This is a genomic window from Nocardia sp. NPDC055053, assembly GCF_053608285.1.
The window spans coordinates 162082-185048 of record NZ_JBSGVD010000011.1; the positions used below are offsets into that span (position 1 = coordinate 162082).

At 66.0% G+C, this 22967-nt stretch carries 24 protein-coding genes; 11 read left to right on the forward strand and 13 right to left on the reverse strand.

The window, feature by feature from the left end:
* The 6 genes from rpmD to ACWF82_RS14625 all read right to left on the reverse strand — a co-directional run bounded on the left by rpmD (nucleotide 1) and on the right by ACWF82_RS14625 (nucleotide 3113).
* On the reverse strand, nucleotides 1-180 hold the full coding sequence (gene rpmD / locus ACWF82_RS14600) for a 50S ribosomal protein L30 (protein ID WP_019045070.1): 180 nt from the start codon (nucleotides 178-180) through the stop codon (nucleotides 1-3).
* 1 nt (nucleotide 181) lies between these two features.
* Entirely contained in the window at nucleotides 182-829 is a 648-nt protein-coding gene (gene rpsE, locus ACWF82_RS14605; RefSeq protein WP_452501364.1) for a 30S ribosomal protein S5, read from the reverse strand.
* A gap of 31 nt (nucleotides 830-860) precedes the next feature.
* Nucleotides 861-1268: a 50S ribosomal protein L18 gene (gene rplR / locus ACWF82_RS14610; protein WP_278264884.1), complete on the reverse strand. Its 408-nt coding sequence runs from the start codon at nucleotides 1266-1268 to the stop codon at nucleotides 861-863.
* Between the two features lie 2 nt (nucleotides 1269-1270).
* Nucleotides 1271-1810 (reverse strand): 50S ribosomal protein L6, encoded by a 540-nt coding sequence (rplF, locus tag ACWF82_RS14615; RefSeq protein WP_019045067.1) that lies wholly within the window; start codon nucleotides 1808-1810, stop codon nucleotides 1271-1273.
* A 15-nt stretch (nucleotides 1811-1825) separates the two neighbouring features.
* Nucleotides 1826-2224 carry a 30S ribosomal protein S8 gene (gene rpsH / locus ACWF82_RS14620; protein WP_014981717.1) on the reverse strand — a complete coding sequence of 133 codons (399 nt, stop codon included), beginning with the start codon at nucleotides 2222-2224 and terminating at the stop codon, nucleotides 1826-1828.
* A gap of 220 nt (nucleotides 2225-2444) precedes the next feature.
* Entirely contained in the window at nucleotides 2445-3113 is a 669-nt protein-coding gene (locus tag ACWF82_RS14625) for a YoaK family protein (RefSeq protein WP_452501432.1), read from the reverse strand.
* A 396-nt stretch (nucleotides 3114-3509) separates the two neighbouring features.
* Between ACWF82_RS14625 and ACWF82_RS14630 the strand changes: the two genes are divergently transcribed.
* A complete protein-coding gene (locus ACWF82_RS14630; RefSeq protein ID WP_452501367.1) occupies nucleotides 3510-5075 on the forward strand; it encodes an alpha/beta hydrolase in 1566 nt (521 codons plus the stop codon).
* Between the two features lie 3 nt (nucleotides 5076-5078).
* On the opposite strand, the gene ACWF82_RS14635 is transcribed toward ACWF82_RS14630, so the two are convergent.
* The 6 genes from ACWF82_RS14635 to rplN all read right to left on the reverse strand — a co-directional run bounded on the left by ACWF82_RS14635 (nucleotide 5079) and on the right by rplN (nucleotide 7207).
* A complete protein-coding gene (locus ACWF82_RS14635) occupies nucleotides 5079-5291 on the reverse strand; it encodes a hypothetical protein (RefSeq protein WP_452501369.1) in 213 nt (70 codons plus the stop codon).
* Nucleotides 5292-5359: 68 nt separating this feature from the next.
* A complete protein-coding gene (locus tag ACWF82_RS14640) occupies nucleotides 5360-5611 on the reverse strand; it encodes a hypothetical protein (protein ID WP_452501370.1) in 252 nt (83 codons plus the stop codon).
* A gap of 154 nt (nucleotides 5612-5765) precedes the next feature.
* Nucleotides 5766-5951: a type Z 30S ribosomal protein S14 gene (locus ACWF82_RS14645; protein ID WP_040731429.1), complete on the reverse strand. Its 186-nt coding sequence runs from the start codon at nucleotides 5949-5951 to the stop codon at nucleotides 5766-5768.
* Nucleotides 5952-5953: 2 nt separating this feature from the next.
* On the reverse strand, nucleotides 5954-6517 hold the full coding sequence (gene rplE, locus ACWF82_RS14650; RefSeq protein ID WP_019045062.1) for a 50S ribosomal protein L5: 564 nt from the start codon (nucleotides 6515-6517) through the stop codon (nucleotides 5954-5956).
* A gap of 1 nt (nucleotide 6518) precedes the next feature.
* Nucleotides 6519-6836 carry a 50S ribosomal protein L24 gene (rplX, locus tag ACWF82_RS14655; protein WP_019045061.1) on the reverse strand — a complete coding sequence of 106 codons (318 nt, stop codon included), beginning with the start codon at nucleotides 6834-6836 and terminating at the stop codon, nucleotides 6519-6521.
* Nucleotides 6837-6838: 2 nt separating this feature from the next.
* The gene (gene rplN / locus ACWF82_RS14660) at nucleotides 6839-7207 is read right to left on the reverse strand and encodes a 50S ribosomal protein L14 (protein ID WP_043647623.1); all 369 of its coding nucleotides are present in this window, start codon (nucleotides 7205-7207) and stop codon (nucleotides 6839-6841) included.
* A 376-nt stretch (nucleotides 7208-7583) separates the two neighbouring features.
* Between rplN and ACWF82_RS14665 the strand changes: the two genes are divergently transcribed.
* From ACWF82_RS14665 to ACWF82_RS14675, 3 genes are all read left to right on the forward strand, one after another.
* Nucleotides 7584-9623 (forward strand): M13 family metallopeptidase, encoded by a 2040-nt coding sequence (locus tag ACWF82_RS14665; protein ID WP_452501371.1) that lies wholly within the window; start codon nucleotides 7584-7586, stop codon nucleotides 9621-9623.
* 76 nt (nucleotides 9624-9699) lie between these two features.
* Nucleotides 9700-10677 carry an ABC transporter substrate-binding protein gene (locus tag ACWF82_RS14670; protein WP_452501373.1) on the forward strand — a complete coding sequence of 326 codons (978 nt, stop codon included), beginning with the start codon at nucleotides 9700-9702 and terminating at the stop codon, nucleotides 10675-10677.
* Between the two features lie 41 nt (nucleotides 10678-10718).
* On the forward strand, nucleotides 10719-12068 hold the full coding sequence (locus ACWF82_RS14675) for a SagB family peptide dehydrogenase (protein ID WP_452501375.1): 1350 nt from the start codon (nucleotides 10719-10721) through the stop codon (nucleotides 12066-12068).
* 9 nt (nucleotides 12069-12077) lie between these two features.
* Here the strand turns inward: ACWF82_RS14675 and ACWF82_RS14680 are convergent, their stop codons facing one another.
* Nucleotides 12078-13073 (reverse strand): Rpn family recombination-promoting nuclease/putative transposase, encoded by a 996-nt coding sequence (locus ACWF82_RS14680; protein ID WP_452501377.1) that lies wholly within the window; start codon nucleotides 13071-13073, stop codon nucleotides 12078-12080.
* A 171-nt stretch (nucleotides 13074-13244) separates the two neighbouring features.
* On the opposite strand from ACWF82_RS14680, the gene ACWF82_RS14685 reads away from it, so the two are divergent.
* The 7 genes from ACWF82_RS14685 to ACWF82_RS14715 all read left to right on the forward strand — a co-directional run bounded on the left by ACWF82_RS14685 (nucleotide 13245) and on the right by ACWF82_RS14715 (nucleotide 22943).
* Nucleotides 13245-13745 (forward strand): YbaB/EbfC family nucleoid-associated protein, encoded by a 501-nt coding sequence (locus ACWF82_RS14685; protein ID WP_452501379.1) that lies wholly within the window; start codon nucleotides 13245-13247, stop codon nucleotides 13743-13745.
* Nucleotides 13742-14062, forward strand: coding sequence for a hypothetical protein (locus ACWF82_RS14690; RefSeq protein WP_452501381.1), 321 nt, complete (start codon nucleotides 13742-13744; stop codon nucleotides 14060-14062). Before ACWF82_RS14685 ends, ACWF82_RS14690 begins: the two co-directional genes overlap by 4 nt.
* Nucleotides 14063-19855, forward strand: a complete 5793-nt coding sequence (locus ACWF82_RS14695; protein WP_452501383.1) for a toxin glutamine deamidase domain-containing protein — start codon at nucleotides 14063-14065, stop codon at nucleotides 19853-19855.
* Nucleotides 19856-19869: 14 nt separating this feature from the next.
* Nucleotides 19870-20961 carry a hypothetical protein gene (locus ACWF82_RS14700; protein WP_452501385.1) on the forward strand — a complete coding sequence of 364 codons (1092 nt, stop codon included), beginning with the start codon at nucleotides 19870-19872 and terminating at the stop codon, nucleotides 20959-20961.
* A gap of 57 nt (nucleotides 20962-21018) precedes the next feature.
* Nucleotides 21019-21879: a hypothetical protein gene (locus ACWF82_RS14705; RefSeq protein ID WP_452501386.1), complete on the forward strand. Its 861-nt coding sequence runs from the start codon at nucleotides 21019-21021 to the stop codon at nucleotides 21877-21879.
* 133 nt (nucleotides 21880-22012) lie between these two features.
* Entirely contained in the window at nucleotides 22013-22552 is a 540-nt protein-coding gene (locus ACWF82_RS14710; RefSeq protein WP_452501434.1) for a DUF3558 domain-containing protein, read from the forward strand.
* 16 nt (nucleotides 22553-22568) lie between these two features.
* Complete coding sequence (locus ACWF82_RS14715) at nucleotides 22569-22943, forward strand: hypothetical protein (RefSeq protein ID WP_452501388.1); 375 nt, start codon at nucleotides 22569-22571, stop codon at nucleotides 22941-22943.
* Nucleotides 22944-22967: the final 24 nt, after the last annotated feature.

Sequence of the window (22967 nt, forward strand, 5' to 3'; positions counted from 1 at the left end):
TCAGACCTCCTCAACTGTTACGAGGTGGCGCACGACGTTGATCAGACCGCGGTTCTGAGCGTTGTCCTCACGGACAACACTCTGACGGATCTTACGAAGGCCCAGCGTACGCAGGGAGTCCTTCTGATTCGCCTTGGCGCCGATGGTGCTCTTGATCTGGGTCACCTTGAGATCAGCCATGTCAGGCTCCCTGTCCTGCACGCGCACGCAGCATGCCCGCCGGAGCGACATCCTCGATCGGCAGACCGCGACGCGCGGCAACCTCTTCGGGACGCTGGAGCATCTTGAGCGCGGCAACCGTCGCGTGAACGACGTTGATCGCATTGTCGCTACCGAGCGACTTGGCCAGAATGTCGTGAATGCCAGCGCATTCGAGCACGGCACGCGCCGCGCCACCGGCGATCACACCGGTACCGGGCGAAGCCGGACGCAGCATGACGACACCGGCCGCCGCCTCACCCTGAACCGGGTGGGTGATGGTCGAGCCGATCATCGGGACGCGGAAGAAGCCCTTGCGAGCCTCCTCGACACCCTTCTGGATGGCCGCGGGAACTTCCTTGGCCTTGCCGTAGCCGACGCCGACCAGACCGTTGCCGTCACCGACGATCACGAGGGCGGTGAAGCTGAAGCGACGACCACCCTTCACGACCTTGGAGACGCGGTTGATCGCGACTACGCGCTCGAGCTGGTTCTTCTCGGCGGCCTGGTCCCGACGGTCACCGCCGCGACGGTCGCCGCCACCGCGGCGATCGCCACGGCCGCCCTCGGGGGCATTGGTGTTCTGTCCGGCGGGTCCGCTGCCGCCGTCACGCCGCTGACGTCCCGGCATCAGACGTTCCTTCCGTTCGAAATAACAGTCATCAGAACTTCAACCCGCCTTCACGAGCGGCATCGGCCAGCGCCGCGATACGGCCGTGGTAGTCGTGACCACCACGGTCGAACACGACCGCCTCGATACCGGCAGCCTTGGCACGCTCGGCGATCAGCTGACCGACCTTGGCGCCCTTGGCGGACTTGTCGCCCTCCAGCGCACGCACATCGGCCTCGATCGAGGACGCGGCGGCGATGGTCTTGCCGACCGAATCGTCGACGAGCTGGGCGTGCAGGTGCCGCGAGGAGCGGTTGACCACCAGGCGCGGACGCTCGGTGGTGCCGACGACCTTCTTGCGCAGACGGAAGTGACGGCGGGTCTTCGACAGACGACGCTTCGTGGAAACGTCCTTGCCCAGCGGAATCCGCTTGGCCTTCTGGTTAGCAGTTTGCGCCATGATCACTTACCCGTCTTTCCGACCTTGCGGCGAACGACCTCGCCGGCGTAGCGGATGCCCTTGCCCTTGTACGGGTCGGGCTTACGCAGTCCGTGGATGACAGCGGAGATCTGGCCGACCTTCTGCTTGTCGATGCCGGACACAGAGAACTTGGTGGGCGATTCCACCGCGAAGGTGATGCCTTCCGGGGCCTCGATCGGCACCGGGTGGCTGTAACCCAGGGCGAACTCGAGGTTCGAACCCTTGGCGGCCACACGGTAACCGACGCCGAAGATTTCCATCTTCTTCTCGTAGCCCTTGGTGACACCCTCGATCATGTTGGCGATCAGGGTGCGGGAAAGGCCGTGCAGCGAGCGGTTGGCGCGCTCGTCGTTGGGACGGGCGACCTCGAGCTCGTTACCTTCACCCTTGGTGACGGTGATCGGCTCGGCCACGGTGTGCGACAGGGTGCCCTTGGGCCCCTTCACCGTGACGACCTGGCCGTCGATGGTGACGTCGACGCCGGCCGGAATCTCGATGGGCTTCTTACCAATACGCGACATTAGTCCTGACCTCCCTTACCAGACGTAGGCGAGGACTTCGCCGCCCACGCCCTGCTTGGCCGCCTGACGGTCGGTGAGCAGACCGGTCGACGTGGAAATGATCGCCACGCCGAGGCCGCCGAGGACCTTGGGCAGGTTGGTGGACTTCGCGTACACACGCAGACCCGGCTTCGAGACGCGACGCAGGCCCTGCAGGCTGCGCTCACGGCTGGGGCCGTACTTCAGATCGACGACGAGGGACTTGCCCACGGTCGCGTCCTCGGTGCGGTAATCGGCGATGTAGCCCTCACGCTTCAAGATCTCGGCGATGTTCGCCTTGAGCTTGGAGTGGGGCGCCTTCACCTGATCGTGGTACGCCGAGTTGGCGTTGCGCAGACGTGTCAAGAAGTCTGCGATCGGATCAGTCATGGTCATGGTTAGACCTCGACACCTTTCTCGCTGCGGTTCCCATGCAGCATCTCCCCGCTTTCACGAGGTGACCGTGGGCCTACAACAATTCGGCTGGTCCGGACGGCACTTACCGACCGGATGAGTTCTCGTTACGAGCTCTCGGTGCCTGGACCGTCCGCCTACGCGTGGCGCCAGCGGACACAGTGGTGCCCAGGCAACCGCTCTAGTGTAGGCAATGCCGTGGTCAGGACAAAATCTGGGGCTCGGGCGCGGCCTTGGCTGTGAGCAGGATCGCCACGGCCGAGACGACGGTGGCCACGATCAGCATCATCTCGCCGCCGACCAGCATGCTCAGCACGCCGCCGAGGAACGCGCCGACGGCGAAGGATCCGTACTGCAGCCCGTAGCCGAGCCAATCACGGGCACTGCCGCCGCTGACATGGCTTTCGATGCCCTGACTCAGCTTCACCACCGTCCCGGTGGCGTAGCTCAGCGGAACGCTGGTCTCGCCGTTCTTGACGAAGGCGGTGTTGAGCGCGCCGACCGCGAACGCGACGAAGGCGATGGGAATGAACCCCACCTCCTGTCCGCCCGTGCGGTCGAGGATCCAGTCGACGACGGCGGCGACGGCCAGGGCGGCGGTGGTCACCACGGCCGCGCCGTAGCGGCTGTCGCGCCACACGCGCCTGCGCAGCAGCGAGGCGACGAACACGCCGAGACCGAACGAGAAGAGCAGTGTGATGGCGCCGGTCGCCAGGACCACGTCATTGTCGAACCAGCCGAGGACGGCACGCTCGGTATTTCCGGTCATGAATGTCACGAAATATCCGGCGGAATGCGTGTAGGCGGCAGCACCGATAAATCCGGCCAATACCGAAAGAAAGGCGACCATCGGCATGGCGCCGGTCGGCATCCCCCGGTAGGCGGGACGGTGGGCCAGGTCACGCGCGGTTTTCTCTGTGGTTATCGTCACAATCCCACTTCCTCCGTTGTCCTGGAATTAGGGATCATCGTCGACACCCGGTTGCGCCACATTTCCGCGCAACAAGCCCGACAGTAGCGACGGAGTGGCGTACCGGCCACCTCGGCGCGGAAATTATCGGGAGAAACACAGAGTTCGCCGCAATACTTAACTCCGCGTTAACCGAACAATTCGAAATAAATTCAGGAACGGATGGCACGGAACAGGGTCACGGCGGCGGGCGAACTGGGCTGACAGGGCGAATTCCGTTCGGCACCAACTAGTTTCCCAGATTAAGCATGTGATAGCTTCGCGAGGTTCGCCCGATCTGCGCAGGAGGCTCGGCAGTTGTATTCGCCCGCTCGGCGCCGTGGAACTCGCCGCGGCTGGACCCGCGTTCTCGCTGTTCTGCTCGGCATCGGCGCTCTCACCGTCCCCTCCCCCGCCGGCGCGGCCGATCCGTATGTCGATCAGCTCGCCGAAGCCGCGAGCACGCCGACGTTGCAGTGGTCGGACTGCGAAGACGGCTTCTCCTGCACGTGGGCGCGGGTACCGCTGGACTATCACAGCCCGCAGGGCGAACAGATCGAGCTGGCGGTGATCAAGCTGCCCGCGACCGATCCCGGTCGCCGGATCGGCACCCTGTTCGTGAACTTCGGCGGGCCCGGACCGTCGGGCGTCGACCGGCTGCGCGAGCGGGCGCGGTGGCCGTGGTTGTTCTCCGAGGAACTGCGGGCCCGGTTCGACCTGGTGTCGTGGGATCCGCGTTCGGTCTCGCGCAGCGCTCCGACCAGCTGTTTCCCCTCGGCCGACGAGCAAGAGGCCTACTTCGCGACCTTCCCGGGCACCCCGGCGGGTCCCGGCGACGAACCGGAGTTCTTCGCCCGCTCGGCCGATATCGCCGCGCGCTGCGGCGCGTCCGCGGGCCCTATCCTGGCACACGCCTCGACCGCGAATACCGCCCGTGACCTGGACTTGCTGCGACGCGCGGTGGGCGATGCGGCGCTGACCTATCACGGCATCTCCTACGGCACCCAGGTCGGCGCGGTCTACGCCAACATGTTCCCCAGCCGGGTGCGGGCGATGACGCTGGACGGGTCACTGGACTTCCAGGGCAATGTGGAGGGGCACGGCGCCGACCTGCCGCTCGATACCAGGCAGGGCGTGGCCGATGCCATCGCCGAGACCTTCGATGCCTTCCTGGGCGACTGTTCGGCCGCTGGTCCGGACTGCGCGTTCTCGGCGGGAGACCCGAAACTCAAGTGGATCGCGCTCGCCGAACGCGCGCGGCTCGCCCCCATCGTGGTCGACGGCACCCCGTGGACCTACGGGCAGATCGTGGCCGCCGCGGGCAGCCTCGCGCGCCCGGATACCTACGCCGACCTGGCGCTGCTGCTCCAGCAACTCTTCGACGCCGGCACCTCGCTGCTCCCGGCCGTGACACACGACGCGGTCTTCGCGAAAGAACACCCAGGCAACCGGATCGAGGCGTTCTATTCGATCCAGTGCACCGACAGCGCCGTCCCGACCGACCCCGCCGTCTACAGCCGGGCCGGCGCTGTCGAAGACCTGCGCGTCCCCTATTTCGGCCGCACCGCCGTCTTCAACGCCACCCCGTGCGCCTTCTGGCCCGTCCAGGACGCCGACCGCTACACCGGCCCGTGGAATCGCGAGACGGCCGCCCCGATCCTCGTCCTGAACAGCAGATACGACCCGGCGACACCCTTGCGCGGCGCCTACGCGGGCGCCGCTCAGCTGGCACGCGCGCGGGTGGTCGTCGTAGAGGGCGCGGGCCACAGCAGCATGTATGTGCCCAGCACCTGTGCCGAGCACACCAAGCGTGACTACCTGTTCACCGGCCAACTGCCACCGCAGGACCTGCGCTGTGGCATCGACCGATCCCCGTTCCCCTGACCGTCAGCGGCTGACGCACACCCCGGTGAGCAGCGGGCCGTAGGGATTCTCGGCACTGCCCGCGGCGACGAGCAGGCCACCGACCGGGCTGCACAGAACGTCCAGGCTCGACGACCCACTGCCCGCGACCGGCTCGTTGGCCTGCGCGGTGGTCGCGCTGACGGCGGGGGCGAGGAGGAACAGAGCGAGGGCAGAGGACACAGCGAGCTTCTTCATCGCTCCACTGTGCCCGACCACCTGCGCGCCGAGCACGCCCCCAGTTGCTGTGGCACCAACCCTCATGCTCAGCTCAGCAGGCAGAGCAGGTCATACAGCGGCGGCTTCTCGACACTGCCCGTGGCGAACAACAACTGCGCCACCGGCGAACAGATCAACGCCGTCTCCGACGACCCCGACCCACCCTTCGACGAACCGGTGCCGCCTTGCGAGGACCCGGATTCGGCGACCGGTGCGGGCGCGACAGGAGCGGCGGAGGCGACGGCGGGCGCCGACAGCAGCGCACACGACAGAACGGCGACAGTAGCGATCTTCTTCATGCGCCAAGAGAACACGACAGACGCCATCGACAAGAGTGAAATCCAAATATTTCACCCATCTTCCCGAAACGCGCGAAGGCACGGACTCCCTCGCGGAAGTCCGTGCCTTCGTTCGTTATTCGCCTAGGCGGCTGCGCTCACGAGGAGCGCGGGCTCACCAGGAGCTCTTGTGCACGCCAGGGAGCTCGCCACGGTGGGCCATCTCGCGCAGGCACACGCGGCACAGGCCGAACTTGCGGTACACCGCGTGGGGGCGGCCGCAACGCTGGCAGCGGGTGTAGGCGCGGACCGCGAACTTCGGCTTGGCCTCGGCCTTGATGCGCAGTGCTTTCTTAGCCATGCTCAGTTCTCCTTGAACGGGAAGCCGAGGTGCTTCAGCAGCGCGCGGCCTTCTTCGTTGTTGGTCGCCGTGGTCACCACGGTGATGTCCATACCGCGCGGGCGGTCGATGGAATCCACGTCGATCTCGTGGAACATCGACTGCTCGCTCAGGCCGAACGTGTAGTTGCCGTTGCCGTCGAACTGCTTCGGCGACAGACCGCGGAAGTCGCGGATACGCGGCAGCGCGATGGAGACCAGACGGTCCAGGAACTCCCACATGCGGTCGCCACGGAGGGTGACCTTCGCGCCGATCGGCATGCCCTCACGGAGCTTGAACTGCGCGATCGACTTGGTGGCCTTGCGGACCTCCGGCTTCTGGCCGGTGATCAGCTCGAGGTCCTTGATGGCACCGTTGATCAGCTTCGCGTCGCGGGCGGCGTCACCGACACCCATGTTGACGACGACCTTGACGACGCCCGGGATCTGCATCACGTTGGCGTACTCGAACTCGCTGTTCAGCGCGTCCTTGATCTCGGCGCGGTAGCGCGCCTTCAGCCGGGGCTGAGTCTGCTCAGAGGTGGTCATGTCAGATGTCCTTCCCGTTCTTACGGGAGATCCGAACCCGCTTGCCGGTCTCTTCGTCGGTGCGGTAGCCGACGCGAGTCGGGTTACCGTCGGAGTCGACGACCATCACGTTGGAAACCTGGATGGGGGCTTCCTGGGTCACGATGCCACCCGAGGAGGCGCCACGCTGGTTCGCGGAATCCGCGACGTGCTTCTTGATGCGGTTCACGCCTTCGACGAGAACCTTGCCGGTCGCCGGGTAGGCCTGGATGACCTTGCCCTTGGCGCCCTTGTCCTTGCCCGAGATGACGAGGACGGTGTCACCCTTGTGCACCTTCATGGTCAGAGCACCTCCGGGGCCAGCGAAACGATCTTCATGAAGCGCTTGTCGCGCAGCTCACGGCCGACCGGGCCGAAGATGCGGGTGCCGCGAGGATCGTTGTCCGGCTTGATCAGCACGGCAGCGTTCTCGTCGAACTTGATGTAGGAACCGTCCGGACGGCGGCGCTCCTTGACGGTGCGCACGACGACAGCCTTGACGACGTCGCCCTTCTTGACGTTCGCGCCGGGGATGGCGTCCTTCACGGTGGCGACGATGATGTCACCGATACCGGCATAGCGACGCGACGAGCCACCGAGCACGCGGATGCAAAGGATTTCCTTCGCCCCGGTGTTGTCGGCGACGCGCAGTCGCGACTCCTGCTGAATCACTTCAGCACCTCCTGGACCTGGATGTATACGTACGCCGGATTGCCGACCCGACGCACATGGTCAGTCACCCACCGGACGCGCGCCTGCCAGCGGAAATACCTACCACTGGGGGTTCACTGCCGGATTGCGGACGCAGAGCTCCCGCAGGCAACCGGTCTAGTGTAGGTGAATCCCCAGGTCGACCCAAATCAGGGGTCACCCTCGCCGTCCCGCACGGCAGCGCTGGCATCTCCTCGGACTGACCCGACGCTCGACCCGGCCCGGAAAACGGGCCGGGCTCACCGCTACCCCCACCGATCCGTCCACCCGCCGGTAGCCTGGGCGGGCTGGATCGCAACGAGCAGGGGTGCGGCTGCCGCATCGGGGAAGGAACCTAGTGACATCGTCCGGTCGTCGTCCGTCGGTCGTGGATCGCCGCGCATTCCTGATCGCCATGGGCCTGGTGCCCGTGGCGGCCGCGTTGGCCTCGTGCACGTCCGACATCCCCGAAGTGCAGCTCACCGGCGTGGACCTGGGCGGCGGCGACCCGGCGATCCGGCCGCAGGACGACCTGTACCGCCACGTCAACGGCGCCTGGCTGCGCGACTACCAGCTGCCGCCGGACAAGGCCTCGGTCGGCGCGATCACCGACGCCAACGACCGCACGCTCGAGCAGCTGCGCGCGATCATCGAGGGCATCAAGGCCCCGGAGCAGGGGTCAGAGGCCCAGCAGATCAAGGATCTCTACGACGCCAGGCTGGACCTCGACGAGCTCGAACGCCTCGGCATCACCCCGCTGACCGGCCTGTTCACCGCGATCGACCAGGCCGCGGGCAAGCCGGAACTGGCGAAGATCATGGCCGAGGCGCCCATCGCCGGGCTGATCGGCATGGGCATCAGCATCGACCGCAAGAACTCCAAGGCCTATATCCCCAGCGTCAGCCAGGCCGGGCTCACCCTGGGCGAGCAGTACTACCGCAAGCCCGAGTTCGCGGCGCAGCTCGCCGGCTACCAGATCTACCTCGAGCAACTGTCCAAGGGAATCGGCCTGCCCGACCCCGCCGGGGCTGCGCAGCGGATGCTCGACCTGGAGAAGCGGATCGCCGCCGCGCACTGGGACAGCGTGCGCCTGCGCAACACCGACGCCACCTACAATCTGATGAGCTGGCAGGAACTGACCGCGCTCGGCCCGCAGTTCGACTGGGATCCGTGGCTGGCGGGCATGACCGACCGGCCCAAGTCGCTGTTCGACAAGATGGTGGTGGGTCAGCCGTCGTTCATCACCGCGGCCGCGCAACTGTGGAGCGAGGTCGACATCGCCCAGTGGCGCGACTACCTCAAGCTGCACGTGGCCAACGCCTACGCGCGCTTCCTGCCCAAGGCCATCGCCGATGCCCGCTTCGATTTCTTCGGCAAGTTGATGGCCGGGCTGGAGGAGAAGCCGGAGATGTGGCGCTCCGCGGTGGGCGTGGTCGACGACAATCTCGGCGAACCGCTGGGAAAGCTGTACGTGGACAAGCACTTCCCGCCCGCGGCCAAGGAACGCGCGCTCGTGATGGTCGACGACCTGTTCGCCGCCTACCGCGACAACTTCACCAACTCGACCTGGATGTCGCAGCCGACCCGCGAGGCCTCGATCGCCAAGCTCGACAAGATCGTCACCCAGATCGGCTACCCCGACAAGTGGGTCGACTATTCCTCGGTGCAGATCACCCGCGGCAAGTTGATCGAATCCCTGCTGGCCATCAACACCTTCGAGTCCAAGCGCGCGTTCGCCCGTCTTGGCACCGAGGTGGACAAGTCGGAGTGGGGCATGTCGCCGCAAACGGTGAACGCCTACTACAGCGCGACCGCCAACCAGATCGTCTTCCCCGCCGCCTACCTGCAGCCGCCGTTCTTCGACAAGGACGCCCAGGACGCGGTCAACTACGGCGCGGTCGGTTCGACCATCGGCCACGAGATCGGGCACGGCTTCGACGACCAGGGCTCCAAGTACGACGGTGACGGCAACCGCCGCGACTGGTGGACCCCCGAGGACCGCGCCGCCTTCGACGCCAAGACCCAGCAGATCATCGACCAGTACGACGTGCTGGTCCCCGAGGGCGCACCCGAGGGTCAGCATGTGAACGGCGCGCTCACCGTCGGCGAGAACCTGGCCGACCTGCGCGGCCTGCAGATCGCGCTGGCGGCGTATCTGAAGGTCGCGCAGCGCTCCGGCGAGCAGCCCGATTTCCGGAGCATGTTCTTCTCCTGGGCGCGACAGTGGCGCGACAAGCAGACCGAGGAGGCGACCCTGCAGGGTTTGCAGGACACGCACTCCCCCAACGAGTTCCGCTGCAATCAGGTCGTCCGCAATATCGCCGAGTTCTACTCGACCTTCGACGTGAAGGACACCGACAAACTGTTCATGCCGCAGGATCAGCGGGTCACTCTTTAGGGATGATTCCCCCTCCGAAACCGATGTAGGTTAGCCTAGGCTGACTTACGCTGAACTGGTGCAGGAGGATGCAACGATGACGTCTGTTCGGACTTCGCGCGGTTGGCGGCGCGTGGCGGTGGCCGCGCTCGCCGGCGCGCTCGCCTTCGGCGTCGCCGCCTGCGGTTCCACCGACGATGCCGCGGGCTCGGGCGAGCCGGTGACCATCACCCACGCGCGCGGCGAGACCACCGTGACCGGCACGCCGAAGAAGATCGTCACCCTGGGTAACCAGTGGCTCGACACCTCGCTGGCGCTGGGCGTGGTCCCCGTCGGCTACATCGACAACGTGTCCGCGGTGTCCAAGAGCACCCCGCCGTGGCAGCCCGAGAGCCTGCAGTCGGGCAAGGCGCTCAACACCACCGGCAATATCGCCGAGCAGGTCGCCGCGCTGGAACCGGACCTGATCCTGGCCGACCCGTTCATCGGCGACCAGAAGACCTACGACGAGCTGTCCAAGATCGCGCCGACACTGCCCGCGCTGACCAAGGACGCCGTCGCCCCCTGGCAGGACCAGGTCACCGCGCTGGGCAAGGTGCTGCACAAGGAATCCGACGCGACCGCGGTGATCAAGAAGGTCGACGACAAGCTCGCGGCGATCCTCGCCGCCAACCCGGGCCTCGAGGGCAAGACCTTCGCCAGCACCTGGCTGGCCAGCCCGGCGCAGCTGATGGTGCTGACCGACCCCAACGACGGTTCGGCCAAGGTCTTCACCCAGCTCGGCATGGGCATTCCGGCCAACCTCACCGCGCAGCCGGCCACCCAGGGCCGCCTCGCGCTCTCGCCGGAGCGTGTCGACGAGCTGACCGCCGACCTGCTGCTGGCCGGCTACTCCCCTGGCCTGGACGAGAAGTACCGCCAGCTGCCCGGCTACAGCGAGCTGCCGTCGGTGCGCAAGGGTTCGGTCGTGTTCCTGACCACCCAGGAGATCAGCGCCATCAACCAGCCCTCCGCGCTGTCGGTGCCCTACATCCTGGACAAGCTGGGGCCCGCCTTCGCCGCAGCGGCGAAATAGCCCCCACCTCACCGACGTTCGACCCCGGCAAGGAACTCGCTGTGCTCGCCTCCACGTACCCCGCCCAGACCCGATTCGCCCTGCGCGCCGGCGTCACCTGCCTCACCACCCCCGCGGGAGCGGTGCTGCTGAACCCGCCGCGCAATGTGAAGCTGACGGGTCTCGGCGCCGGTGCGCTGCAGGCGCTCAAGACGCTCAACCAGGGCCCGGCGACGGCGGCCGAGATGTCGACCGCCGCCGCCGGTGACGACATCACCGGGCTGATGCGCAAGCTCACCGACGGCGGCTGGCTGGCGGTGACGGTGCGCGATGGCGGCCGCGATCTCTACAGCATTCGCCCCTTCGCCGAGCCCGCGCCGCGTCCGGAGGTCGCTCTGCCGACCTGGGCGGCGACGCTGTCGAAATTCGCCGTACTGCACCGCGATGCCCAGGGTTTCGTGCTCGAGCATCCGCGGGCGTGGTGCGATCTGCGCATCCACGACCCGCGGCTGCTCGCTCTGCTCGACGGCCCGATGGCCGCCGATTCGCCGGTGCCCGCCGCGGTGAAGTCGCAGTTCATGGCCGATCTGCAGTGGTGCGGGTTCCTCGTCGACGGTGACGAGGAGGAGCACGAGTTCGCCACCCGTTCCTGGAACGCCCCCGACCTGTGGTTCCACCGCCGCAGCACCCTCGGCGCCCGCACGGTGACCTGGGACGACTTCGGCCCGACCCGCTGGGCCGACGGCCGATTCCCCGAATTGCCCGCCCGCCGTACGCCGTTCGCGGCAGCCCCGATCGCCCTGGCCCGCCCCGACCTCGCCGGTCTGCGCGACGCCGACCCCACCCTCACCGCCGCACTCGAGGACCGCGTCTCGACCCGCGCGTTCGACGACGCGGCACCGATCACCGCCGCCCAGCTGGGCGAGCTGCTGTTCCGCAGCGCCCGCACCCGCGAGGACGGCTCCCGCCCCTACCCCTCCGGCGGCGGCGCCTACGAACTCGAGGTCTACCCGGTCATCCGCAATGTCGCGGGTCTCGACAACGGCATGTACCACTACGACTCCACCGACCACGCCCTGCGCCTGGTCGCCGCGGCCGACACCCCCGCCGTCCAGAAGCTGCTGAAATCCACCTCGGCCACCCTGGCCGGCGGCGCGGAACCCCAAGTCCTGCTGCTGGTCTCGGCCCGCGCGGGCCGCGTCATGTGGAGCTACGAACAGGTCGCCTACGCCAACATCCTCAAGCACGTCGGCGTCTTCATGCAGACCGTCTACCTGACCGCCACCGCCATGCGCCTCGGCGTCGTCGCCCAGGGCTTCAGCGACACCACCGCCTTCGCCACCGCCACCGGCATCGACGAACTCGAGGAATGCAACGTCGGCAGCATCATCGTGGGCTCCCCCGCCCACTGACCCCGAACGTTAGGGCGCGAAAACCTCGTCGAGGGTCGTGGCTGTCAAAATCCGATCGGTCCACAACTCCAGCTGCGCAATACTCGCCGACCGGACAGTATCGGCCACCTCCGCGGAAGGAATGCCGAACTTCCTGGTGAGCTGACGAATCAACACCTTCGCCTGCCCACGCACCTCACCCTCGGCGCGCCCTTCGACGCGCCCTTCGGCGCGGAGTCGATCAGCACCAGTCATCAAAGCCTCCTTCCCTCGCGGCCCCAAACGGTCAGCCAATGGTTGCAGATCCGCAACGCAAGTATCCCCCGCGGCCAACGCATACGCCATGACCAGGTACAACACCCCCGCACCGCCCGGCTGATCCGCCACCGCTTTCAACTGAGGTTCCAGCTGCGACATGACCGTGTCGAGCTTCTTATGGGTCGGTGCCGCTTTCAACAACACCAACATGATCATCACCTCCGGCACCAGCGGACGCGCCAACAATGCCTCCACATCGACCGCATGCAGATCGTCGAGCAGATACCGGAACCGCGGCAGCAGCGCACCGAGGTGACCGCGGGTGGAGGTATCGACATCGATCAGGTCGGCCAGGTCCAGTGGGGCACTCCACCGACGATGATTGGTCCCGGCGTGCACGACCAACGGGATCACCGCGGGCAACCGCGTGTGCTTCGGGTTGTCTTTGAGGTGGCGTCCCCAGATCAGCACCACATACTCCAGCAGGCGGAACGCCATCAGCGGATCGCTGCGGCTCTGGTGCTCGATCAACACGAACACGTAGGCGGGACTACCGGCCAGGTCGACCCGGTACAGGATGTCGGTGAAGCGGGACTGCAGCTCCGCCGAGACCAGACTGCCCGATTGGGCTCGCAGGGTGCCCCAGTCGAGTTCGTCGACCAGCGCTGCGGGCACGACAGTGCGCAGCTCGCTGACAGCATTCGCGCGGTCCGACATGACCTCACGAAAGTATTTGTCGTGCGGGGTATTCGGGGTGCCATCCGCCATGGCGAGCAAGATACGCCCACCCTGCGGAGGAGTTGCCGGACGGTCGCTGTGGCCGGAGCCGTTTCAGCATGGGAGGTTTCGAGGTGGCGATGATCTGCATCACACCGTGCAACCTGCGACGGGGTCGGCGCGTCCAATAACCTGACGTGCTTCCTATCGGATCGAGGGTTCATGAACGACTGGTCGGCGCCGACGCGGGCTGCCAACGACGCATTGCGCGCGCAGATCGATTCGATGCTCGACTCGTTCACGGCCGAGAAGTCGGCACTACTCGACGCGCAGTCGCGGGCCACCGAGCCCGTAAGCGTGTGGTCGGCGGACAATCTGGTGCGTGTTTCCGGCACGGTCACCGGGGTCTCGGAGGTCCACATCGCGCCGGAGGCATTCAAACGCGCCACACCGGAATCGCTCGGCCGATCGGTCACCGAGGCCATCGCGAGTATGACTGCCGAGGCCGCGCGCGTGCAGGAACAGGCACTGGCACCACTGACCTCTGGTATGCCCGACCTGCCCGACCTGATTCCGGGCGCTCCCAGCATGAAAGATCTGATCGCCCAGCTCACCCCGCCCCCGCCTCCTGAGCCGGAACCGGTCGCCGAACCGCGCCGCCTCGTCGAGGACACCGATGACGAAGAAGGCGACTACTTCCGCAGCCGCGGCTACCTGCGATGAGCTCACTGAACATCGACCCCGAGGCGCTGCGCGGGACGAAGCCGTCGTTCGACTCCGTCGCGGCAACGATCACCACCGGTGCCCAGGCGCTGGCCGCAGTGATCGCGGCAGAGGGCGAGTGCTGGGGCAATGACGAGATCGGCGAGGCCTTCGCCAAGAACTACACGCCCGGCGTTGAACCGGGCCAGAAGGCCGTCACCGGCTTGGCCACGGTCATGACCCAGACCGGCGAGAACATGGTCACCATCGCCGACGCGCTACAGACCCAGGACACCGCCGGCGCCGGGGACATCAACGCGGCGGCGAGCGCACAGTAAATGGGCATCGAGATCCCCGACGAGCTGCAGTGGGTCGCGAAATACATTCTCGGCGCCGGTGATTGGCCAGAGGGCGACGAGACGGCGATGCGCCGGGTCGCCGACGCGTGGACCACGATGGCGCAAACCCTGAACACCGTCGACGACAACGCCGCGGTCGCGCTGAACGCCGCACTCACCGCGTTGTCGGAAGGCGAAACCCACACCGCCATCGCGGCTTTCCGCGACAAAATGCTGGTCGGCGACGAGGCGACACTCACCGCCGTCCGCACATGGTGCGAGAAACAGGCAGAGCTCCTCAACGACGGCGCCAACGACATCGAGCACACCAAGCTCGTGATCATCGGGACGATGATCGTCACGGCGGTGGAACTTCTCGCCGCGGGTTTGACCGCGTGGACCGGCATCGGCGCCGTCGCCGGTGTCGCCGCCCGGGTTGCCGCACAGGTGGCGGTGCGGGTCGCGATCAGACAGCTGATCGCCCGCATGCTGACCCGTGGCGCGGCGAAGGCGGCCGCCCGATTGGCCCTGCGCGGCGCCGTGTTCGAAGCACTCGAAGAGGGCGGCACCGACCTGTCCGCCCGCCTCATCCAGGTCTACAACGGCGACCGCTCATGGCAGAAGTTCGGCCTGACCGACCTGGGCCTGGCCACCTTCGGCGGAGCCGTCGGTGGCGCGGTCGGCGGCGTCCTCGGCGGCGGCACCGGTGCGCTGGGCGACCTCGCGTCCTCCACCACAGGCAAACTCGCGGGCAAAGTGGTCGGCGGCACGGTCACCGAACTCGGCGCCGACCTGTCGGCCCAAGTCGCGGCAGCAGGCGTCGGCGCGGCCTTCCTCGGCCAGGAATTCAACCTCGACATCGGCCTGGACACCTTCACCAGCGCGGGCGCGGGCGGCATCCAGAGCACTCTCGAATCCGGTGCCAACGGTGGAAATGCCACGGCTCCAACAGTTCCCGAGTTGGGTACAGAAGCCCCCGGCGCGACCACCCCCGCCTCGACCGACGCACCTTCCAGCGACCAGCCCCCGACCGGAACCGACAACGGCACCCCCGACACTCCCGCCGCCCCGAGCAACAGCGAACCGACCACCCCCGCCTCAACGGGCGACCCGAGTTCGCCCACCGACGGAGCAACCTCTCCCCAGAACACCGCGACCGGCGATCCCGCCACCGCGAGCCCGAATGACAACGGCGCGAACGGAACTCCCTCACCCGCCGACTCTTCGCCTGCCAGCCCGAACAGCAACGGCGCCCCGGATACCGGGAACGCCTCACCGACGCCGAACCCGGACAACGCCGGGTCACCGGCTACCCCGAGCACAGGCGACGCCACACCATCCAGCCCGGAAAACAGCGGGCCGACCCAAACCCCGGCGCCCGCAGATACCCCCTCGGCAGCCCCGATCACTCCCGCCACAGCGCCGCCTGCTGACGCCGCGCCGACCAACGGCATTCCTCCCACCGGCGACACCACTCCCACAAACGCCACTCCCCCAACCGGCGACACCACTCCGACGAACGCCACTCCCTCCGCTGGCGACAACGCACCGCCGTCCAACCCGACGAACGGCGCGACACCCGATACGCCTACCCCAGGCGACAGCACGCCGTCACCCACCAACACCCCACTGGACCTGCCCGCACAGAGCCCGGTGACCGACCCTGATCCGGCGAATACCCCTCCCGCGCAACAGGATCCGACCTCGACCACACCGAACGGCGTCACCCAGCCAGAGTCGGCCCCCACGACGACCCCGGCGACACCGCCCGTCACTCCCACGACACCGGCCACGCCACCCGTCACCACGACACCGGACACCCAACCGGCCACATCAAACCCCGCCGCGACCACCCCCGGCATCAGCCCCACCACAACTCCGTCGAACCCCGCGACCGCCCAAACCGCGCCCGCAGACACCACCCGGCCGACTTCCCCCGACACGTCGACCGCCGCTGCCACCACCGCAACGCCGGTATCGCAAACCGGAACTCCCACGCCCGCAACCACTCCAACGACGCCGCCACCCACCACGCCGACCTCCACACCGAAACCACCGATCCCCCAGAGCCCGACCGCCACCTCCGCACCGTCGTCACCCAGGTCGACCTCCAGCACCCCGACATCTCCCCAGTCCACCCCGACGACGCCCGCTTCCCAGCCGAACACCCCCGCAACCACACCGAACCCGCCCGGCACACCGACCAACCAGCAGGATCTCGACACCAGCCCCACACCACCGCAATCCTCGAACCCCACCCCACCAGCGGCCGGACCCGCCACAACAACACCCAACTCCACGACGCCGAAAACAACTCCGACAGAGCAGCCGACCACCCCTGCTACAACCCCAACGCAAGCGACCACGCCAACTCCGGTACCCACTCCCACAACGGATCAGAACCCGGACCCGGGCCACAGCCCCAACGCACGCCCACTCCGCGACTCACTCCGCAACCTGCCTTCGCAGGACGGCCGGACCACCACCGTCGACACCAACAGGAACCCGCCCCAGTCACGCCCGCCTGCCTACCGCATCCGCCGCTTCCAAGTTGGCGGCCAATGGGTCTCGGTCGCCACCATCCGCGCCTACATCCCCAACGCGCACCTCATGACCCCGGCCGAGCTGCACCAGGAGATCGAATACGCGCAAGCCGCGATCGACGCCACCTTCAACCACAATCAGGAACTCCCCGGCGGCGACCGGCTCCTCGTCGACATCGAGTTCACAACGAACCCCGCCGACCTACGCCTGAACACCCAACAGCACCGATTCGACCTCGCCAACGACCTGCGCGATCACATGGGTCTGCCGCCCGGCAAGCCAGACCAGCCGCTGAGCGAAAACGACCTCCGAGCCATCAGCAACGACATCGCCCGAGCCAACACACCGGCCCGTTTCACCAACCCCTCCGACCTCCGCGCATTCGGGCCGCACCACCTGGCGCCGGTTGAGCAAGCACAATTCCAAACCGACGTCGAAGACCATCTTCGAAACGGCAACGAATTCACGATCGGCGCTGATCCACGCACCAATTCCTACGGTGGGTCCATCAATGACGGTGGCCCGACGGTTCGAGGACGCCGCAACAACTGCTTGGACTGTTCGCTGTCTGCGCTGTCGTCGTTCTACGGCCGACCGCAGGTAGCCGCCCCTCGCCACAACGACAAGAAGCCGGATGGGACCCCTGACACCGAAAGCGGTGAAGCCTCAGGGCTCGGAAGGGCTGCGCAATGGCTCGGCGCAGGGCTGCTCCACTTCGGCGGAATATCAATCGCAGAGCAGTACCAGGCGGTGCACGATCACATCGCGGCACTCGGTCCCGGTTCATCCGCGCTGGTTGTCAACAGCTGGCACGCGCAAGACAAGTACGGCAACTTCGTCTACAACGCCGACGGATCCCCAGTAATCGACGGGTCCCATGCGACAGTGATCGTCTACCCACCGGGTGCCACCGGCCCCGTGTGGTGGGATCCGCAATCGGGCATGACCTCCGACGTTCCCCCGTCCTGGATGGTCGATGCATCGGTGACTCTCGACTTCACACCCATCAATCCCAACGGAGGAAACCCGCATGGCGGAACCAATTCTCACGGAGGATCAGGCCAGACAGTCGCTGGCGCGATGGTTCGGCCCGGACCGGGAGTTCATGATGATGGAGACCAGACATGGCTGGGTCGGTCGAGCGATACTGACGGACCGGGAACTCGAGCAGGGGTTGGGGCTGGGCCTGGGGAACTACGTTCTGAACAAGCAGACCGGAGTGATCACGGCGCACCGCAGCCTGCCACCGAAGATGATCGGCGAGGAGTTCGACCAAGCGATCGAGACGGGACGCCCGATACCGGGCGGCCAGGTGTATCCCCCGCTTCACCGGATCAGCCTCCTGCAGATCTCAGAGGACCCGAACACGGTCCAGTACGAGATGCAGGTGACGGCGCTCGAACAAACGGAGAACCCAACCACCACCCAGCAGTTGTCAATCATCAAGAACCCGTACAGCTTTCACCCGACCGACAGTCTGGCGGCATCGGCAGCGTCGTGGGCGGAGGCCCGCTTCCGAGCGACGGGAACCTGGCCGACGGAGGGCAGCTTCGAGCAGTAGCCGCCCTGTCGGACGAAATTCCAAGCACCACAACAACTCCCACAAACTCACCGGCGGCAGCGCCCCAACCCGTACCGACCACCGGGTTGCCGAATACCCCCGGAGCCACGCCGAACTCGCCTGATAGCAGCGCTACCCCACCCCCGCCCGCATCCGTCGCACCGACACCCCAGCAGGTACAGAACGCGAACCGATCGCGTAGCGCCCGCGACAACCTCCGCACCCGCCGGCCAGACGGAGGCGTGCAGCCAGTCACCGACCCCAGCGGTCGCCGACGTTTCACCTGGGGCCGGTACACCACCGCACTCGGCGCACCCGTCTCCGTCATGCGGATCGGGATCCACCTCACCGGCGCGGCGAACCTCGACCCCGCCGCTGTAGCCGCCTTGCTGCAACGCGCCCAGTTCGCCGTCGACCTGCATTTCAACGGCGGTCTCCAACTCGCCAACGGCGATTGGATGATGGTCGATCTCGTCCCGGTGACCAACCCGGCCGACGCGGACATGCGCATGCAGGTCGACAGCTCGGGATTGCCCGGCACAACGCATCCGGACGTCGACCTGTCCGCATTGACCGCCCAGCTACGCGACCAGCTCGGTATAGACCCGACCAGCGATCATGTGTCCCCCGCTGATCTCCAGCAGCTCAGCGCTGCTGTAGATCGCGCCACCTTCACCCCGCCGCCGCCACCTTGGCTCAGCAATCCGGCTCCTGGCACCACAGAGCCCGTGCCGTCTCGGCCCACCGCCCCGGCTTCGTTGCCGAACACTCGACACGACACTGGTCACGCAGTACCCGATAACGGTCGACGGCTCCCGCCTCCGCCACGCCCAGACTTCCGTGCCCCCGAATCGAACCCGCCCCCGCGGCACACAATCCCGACATCGACGCCGATGAGTCAGGCCCCGGGACCGGTTGACAGCACCGCACCCCATTCGGCTACGCAAACACCGCACGACCCTCATGGGTGGGGTGCCCCGAATCCCAACCACCCATCGCGCACCGGTGGCCGACGACCGCTGTGGCGAAGAATCCTCGGTCTCCCCCCGCGCGAACCTGTGGCGAACCCCCCGGCCCCGCCGCCGACACCGAGCACCCCGCCGCCACCCACAACACACCACGCTGCCGAGTTTCGGCCACCGATTGCGCCCCCCGCTGCCCCGCAGGTGGACAACGAATTCGATGCCAGGGCCTATCGCCCAGGGCCTCCGTTCCAAACGCAGAGCATGAGTCATCAGTATGATGGCGAACACATCCCCGGCAATCAGGTCTGGCTGACGCCGCCTTCTCACGTCGCATACCTCGATGAGAACGGGCGGCGAGCGCTGCGCCTCGAAATCCGAAATGGTCTCCTGTACACGGCAAACGGGGAACTGTTCGACACAAGCGCAGGCCAGACGGTGTGGAGCGGCGGTGGGCAAGCAATCTTCGTAATGGACCAGCACGGAAACCTCTACGCCTCGCTCGAACATTCAGCCGGCCGTTTCCACCATTCGAGCTTCCTCGCTGGAGCTCCAGTCTCCGCCGCCGGAGAGCTTGTCGTCACCGCCGGAGTGCTGCAGCTGCTCACCGACTCCAGTGGCCATTACCGGCCTGAACGAGGCCACACTATGCAGGCAGTCGAACATCTACGGAGGCTTGGGATCCCGCTCAGCGCGGCCCAGGTCGAGTTCGAAGCGCCGCGATGAGGAAGGATTACGGGATGGATTACTGGGCCGGGATCGTACAACGGATCTTCTACCGCATCCAGTTCGAACCAGAGTTGAGCTCGAAGCTGGCGGCGCGGATCGCTACCGCGCTGTTGGTCGAACCGATCGAGTATCTGACAGCGGAAGACGAATATCGATCGCTCGCCGACGGTGTGCGTCGCCGGGCACCGTTGCCGGCCCCCGTTCAGATGCGCCAGCCGGAGGACGAGCTACGACACTTCCTGGCGCAAGTCGTCGAGAACATGGATTCGATGCGTCCATGGCCGACAATTCCCTACATCCCCTTGCCCGCCGACTACCTGAACGAATTCGGGAACGCCCGACCGATAGCCAGACTCGCGCTCACGGTCAACCAGGTGGAGGGACGCCTTGCTCGCGGATTCAATCGCGAGAGCGAGGACGGACCATTCCTGCTGCTGAGAATGAGTTCCGGAACGATCGTCGGATTCTTCTCGCCATATTGGAACGGAAGCGATGACGTCATCGTCTATGCCGCCGACCCAGCTCATGACCCGGGCGAAGTTATCCGAGAATTGACCGACACCGGAAGATTGGAACCGGGGCGGATTTTCCAGCTCGACGAACCAGGAATTCAGCCGAGCGCAACCCGTTATGAGACCACGCCAATACTTCCCGCATTTCAAGGAGAACACCTTCCCGAGAACTCTGTATGCGATGGGAAACAGGTCCAATATCTGAACGATACAGCGCGGCAAGATTTCCGCCTGCACAGCTACGACGGCCTTCTGCACGACCACAAGGGCGAGTTGTTCGACACTACGACCGCACAGACGCTCTGGACTCCGCAGGGCGGGCGAGCAATTTTCATCATGGATCACGATGGGAATTTCTACTCCGCACCGTTCCATGTGCTGGGCGAGTTTCATCATTCAAGCCTGTCGGCAGGAGCACCGGTCGCGGGGGCCGGGGAAATTCAGGCGGCGGCCGGACAAGTTCTCCTCGTCAGCGATCAAAGTAGCCACTACCAGCCGGCGCGAAGATATACACACCAAGTGGTGGACAGCCTCCGACGGCAAGGAATAAGCATCGGCGACAATCAGGTCGAGTACCACTATGCCGAATGAAGACGAGTGACGTGAGCTTCTCGCGTCCGGTAGCCACTCGAGAGCAAGCGAGCTCCCATGATTGAAGAATCCGAAGCCAGAGATCTCGCCCGCAAGCTATTGGGCTCCGATGATTTCAGCCTTAGTGAATTCGATGCAGGTTGGCGGATTGTACCTATTGTACAGAATCGAGGCGCGGCAAGTCTGGTCGTGGAGCGCGGCACCGGCGACATAATCCAATTCCCATCTTCCGTCCCGCCTGTTCGTATCGAGGCTAGTTACATCGACGTTCGACCACGCGGATATCGACGAGACCTTGAGCTCACTGAACGTCGACCCCCGCCGCGCTGCGCGACACACAAGCCCCCGAACACCGAGAAACAGGTCACCGCCTACCTGCGGGAGGTGCTGAACACTCCCGCGGAGTTCGACATTCGGGAGACTCCGACGACATGGGTCTGCCAGGTGCGACCGCATCCAGAACAGCTGCGGAGAGAGCAGGAGATAGCTGAGAAGGCTGCCCGGGGCATTCTTCCCGATCCTGGCGGTGGCTACGCCGTGTACGGGATCGATAAGAAGAATTCGCATGTGTTCGATCTGGGCCAGAATCCGCCGGATCACCCAGCGCTTCTCCTCGACCGGGCGAAGTGGGATAAGACCTACTTCGGTACCGGGCAGATCCATCCGAAGCCGTGGCATGTCCGGATCGATCTGGTCGCGGAGATCGGCGCGAGCCTGGCGTATCGAATCCAGTGCGTCTCCAGGACAGACCCGCCCCAACAGCCACTCGACTATCAGGTCACCATCAACAGGGTCACCAAGAAGGTCGACTACGGTAGCGGCCCGTTCCCCCGGGTGCTGCTCGATGCGGTGGGCCGGATCACGCACCCTCACTACCGGGGCGAGCCCTGGCTGACATCGTCGACGTTCGAGCTCTGACCAGTATCGGCGTAGTGAGGGAGCCGCTGCTGGCGGACAGGGAACCGATCGGGGGTTGGGTGCGTCTAAGTTTGGTAGTGGCGGGTGGCTGCCGTGTCGACCAGGTAGGAGTGCTGTGCGAAGCGTTGTGGTGATGCGGGCTGTGGCCTGCGGGGTGGTTTCTGTGGCGGCACTGGCCGGGTGTGGGGGGTCGACCGAGGGGGTGGGGAGTCCTACGGCGTCCAAGGCTGCCGATGACATCTTCAATCCGTGTCGGGGGGCGTTGTCGGATGAGGCGTTGCGGAGTGCGGGGCTCGATCCGGCGACGAAAAGTATCCTCACCGACCCCCCTTCCGGCGAGTCCTCCTGGCGGGTATGCAGCTGGAAACCGCTCGACAACCGATACGGTTCCGGTCGTCGGATGGTAGGCGTGTTCTCGACCGACCACACCCTGAGCGACGCGCGCAAGAAAGCAGGCGCGACCGTGCTTCGCGAGACGGCCGTCAACGGCCGCCCCGGCCTGGTTTCGCAGGAAAACAGCGATCCGGATTCTTGCTACGTGTCGTTCGAGGCCAAGCAGGGCATGTTCGAGATCCGCACGTCATGGCTTAGTACAGAAGGGCCGCGCATCGGCGACGCATGCGAGATGTCGGAGAAGTACGGCGCGGCGCTCGAACCGCATCTGCCGAAGTGACCTTGGGGGAACGAAAATGACTCAGGACCACGCCAGTTACTGGCGGAACATGAAGACGCAGGCGATAAACGGCGAGTTCAAGATCGAGGATGACCTCGGGCAAGCAATCGCCGATGTCGTCACCCAGTACATCGAAGCGCTGGAAGTCCAGAAGAGCAATGCGAGCGGTCTTGCCCGCCTGAACGGATGGGGTGAGTTGCCATCAGCCATCGCCATCCAACAGAAAATCGAAGGCAAAGCCACCGCCGACGAGTCAGCGGTCAAGCGACTTGAAGCGCACATCGCCATCGCCCGCGACCAACGCGACACCTTCCTCGCCGCCATCGGCAAACTGCAAGCCGTCGACCAGCAGACCGCGGGCGACCTCGGCGCGACAGGGGCAGGTATCTGATGGGGTTCTGGGATGGCGTCGGCA